The organism is Gordonibacter pamelaeae 7-10-1-b (assembly GCF_000210055.1).
In the GTDB taxonomy this organism is placed as follows: Bacteria; Actinomycetota; Coriobacteriia; order Coriobacteriales; family Eggerthellaceae; genus Gordonibacter; species Gordonibacter pamelaeae.
In genome coordinates this window covers 184,584-187,112 of sequence record NC_021021.1, presented here as the reverse complement: position 1 = coordinate 187,112, position 2,529 = coordinate 184,584, and the positions used below count along the sequence as shown (strand labels likewise).

Genomic DNA, 2,529 nt, shown 5'->3' with positions numbered 1-2,529 from the left:
TCCCGCCGCGCCGGGCCCCTCCGCCGGCGGCGAAATGTGGTGAGATTGCGAGAGCCCTGATCGCGTCACTAGGCAACGGTCGCAGAATATGGTATAACCTACCAAGCAAACGCGCACGAGGCGGGTGAGAGGTACGTGCGCACCATACTTTCGAAGCATGAGAAAGTGGGCCTGTTCCCGCTTTCTTTGTTTGTAGAGGGCCGGTTCGCCCCACGCCGCGAGGCGTAGGGATATCCGGCCCGGCAAGACGGCACGGCGGCGCGCAGGAGAAGGCGCGCCGGGCGAGAGAGGAGGCGGACGTGCTCGGCAAGAAGGAACAGCAGCTGCTCGACGCGCTGGCCCCCCGCGCGGCCGAGGAGGGCGTGGAGATTGTCACCGTGGAGGTGGCAGGTGCGAAGAAAGCACCTACCATCAGGGTGTACATAGATGTGGAAGGCGGCGTGAGCTTCGACGAGCTCTCGGCTGCCCAGGCATGGATCAACGACCTCATGGACGAGCTCGACCCGTTCCCCGGCGCCTACACGCTGGAGGTCTCGTCGCCCGGCATCGACCGCCCGCTGCGCACGCCGGAGCACTTCGCCCGGTTCGCCGGCGAGACGGCCGTGGTGAAGACGGCGGCCCCGCTCGACGGGCGCAGCGCCTTCACCGGCACCATCGCGGGCGTCGCGGACGGCGTGGTGGAGCTCGACGTGGACGGCACCGCCTTCCGCATCCCCGTATCCGACATCAAGCGCGCCCACCTCAAGGGCGCTATCGATTTCAGCTCATAGGAAAGGACTTCAGACGTGGCAACTTCAGAACTGATCGAGGCCTTGCAGGCCCTGGCCCACGAACGCAAGATCGACGAGTTCTACCTCATCGAGCGCCTGGAGGTGTCGCTTGCCAAGAGCTACGAGCGCATCCTGGACCTCGAGTGGGACGCGCGCGTGACCATCGACCGCCAGACGGGGCACATCTACGTCTACGAGCTGGTGCCGGTGGGCGAGCCCGACGAGGAGACCGGCGAGTACAGCGAGTTCGAGGAGCGCGACGTGACGCCGGCCGACGTGAGCCGCATCGCGGCGCAGAACGCGAAGGGCGTCATCGCGTCCATCGTGCGCGAGGCGGGCCGCCAGTCCATCTTCGAGGAGTTCTCGGGACGCGTGGGCGACCTGGTCACGGGCACGGTGCTGCAGGGCACCCCGGACTTCACCATCATCAAGATCCGCGACGGCGTGGAGGCGGAGCTGCCGCACTACGACCAGAAGCGCAACCCGGGCGAGCGCAACGAGCGTCCGTCGAACGAGCACTACCGCCACAACCAGCGCCTGAAGGTGCTCATCATCGACGTGCGCGACCCGAACTCCGACGCGCCGAAGATGCGCGGCGAGCAGGCCCGCCCGGCCATCGTCGTGTCCCGCACGCACCCGGACCTCATCCGCCGCCTCTTCGAGATCGAGGTGCCGGAGATCTACGACGGCATGGTGGAGATCAAGTCCATCGCCCGCGAGCCGGGCGCGCGCTCCAAGATCGCGGTGGCCTCGCGCGAGGCGAACCTCGACCCGGTGGGCGCCTGCGTCGGCCCGAAGGGCAGCCGCGTGCGCATGGTGGTGGAGGAGCTGCGCAACGAGCGCGTGGACGTCATCCAGTGGCACGAGGACCCCGCGTCCTACGTGGCCAACGCGCTCTCGCCCGCGAAGGTGGCGAACGTCATCATCGACGAGGACAACCACTACGCCACCGTCGTGGTGCCCGACGACCAGCTGTCGCTGGCCATCGGCAAGGAGGGCCAGAACGCCCGCCTCGCCGCGCGCCTCACGGGCTGGCATATCGACATCAAGAGCGCGTCGTTCGCCGGCGAGCCGCTGGCCGCGGGCGACAACATGCTCATCGACGAGGACGTGGAGGCCGACGACGAGGCCGGCCTGTGCGCCTACGTGAGCGAGGACGGGGCGCGCTGCCGCAACCATGCCCGGCCGGGCAGCCACTACTGCGGCGTGCACGCGGACCTCGACGGGGAATAGCGGCCAAGGGAAACGAGCGAGGCGACGGATGGCAACGGAGACGAGGAAACGGCAGCGCAGCTGCATCGCATGCGGAAAGCAGGCCGGCAAGGCCGAGCTCTACCGCGTGGTGCGCACGCCGGCGGGCTCCGTGGCGTTCGACGGCACCGGCCGCGCGCCGGGGCGGGGGGCGTACGTATGCTCCGAGGCGTGCTTCGCCGCCGCATGCAAGACCAGAAAGCTTGAACGGGCGCTGAAGACGAAGCTCGATCACGATGAGTTGGAACGAATCGCAGCCGAGGTGTCTTCGGCGCTGCGCGGAGCGTAAGGGAAGAGGAGTTGGTATATGGCCAGCATGCGCGTACATGAGTTGGCGAAGGAATTCGACATGACGAGCAAGGAGCTGCTCGACAAGCTGAACGAGATGAAGATACCCGCGAAGAGCCACGCGAGCATGCTCGCCGACGCCTACGTGGCCAAGATCAGGAAGAACCTCGAGCCCGAGATCAAGCAGCGCGCGGGCCAGCTGGAGGCCGAGGAGGCCGCC

The 2,529-nt window shown here is 67.6% G+C and carries 4 protein-coding genes; all 4 read left to right on the top strand.

Annotation, left to right across the window (positions count from 1 at the left end; all coding sequences use genetic code 11):
* The first annotated feature begins 299 nt into the window (after positions 1-299).
* Positions 300-770 carry a ribosome maturation factor RimP gene (locus tag GPA_RS00860; RefSeq protein ID WP_041238707.1) on the top strand — a complete coding sequence of 157 codons (471 nt, stop codon included), beginning with the start codon at positions 300-302 and terminating at the stop codon, positions 768-770.
* Between the two features lie 15 nt (positions 771-785).
* Positions 786-2,003 (top strand): transcription termination factor NusA, encoded by a 1,218-nt coding sequence (nusA, locus tag GPA_RS00855; RefSeq protein ID WP_041238706.1) that lies wholly within the window; start codon positions 786-788, stop codon positions 2,001-2,003.
* A gap of 28 nt (positions 2,004-2,031) precedes the next feature.
* Positions 2,032-2,310: an RNase P modulator RnpM gene (rnpM, locus tag GPA_RS00850; RefSeq protein ID WP_015538677.1), complete on the top strand. Its 279-nt coding sequence runs from the start codon at positions 2,032-2,034 to the stop codon at positions 2,308-2,310.
* 18 nt (positions 2,311-2,328) lie between these two features.
* On the top strand, positions 2,329-2,529 hold a 201-nt coding region (locus tag GPA_RS20555; protein WP_041238704.1), incomplete at its 3' end, for a translation initiation factor IF-2 N-terminal domain-containing protein.

Coding starts and splice junctions, on each gene's coding strand:
- rnpM (WP_015538677.1), top strand. CDS start 2,032: ATGGCAACGGAGACGAGGAAACGGCAGCGCAGCTGCATCGCATGCGGA.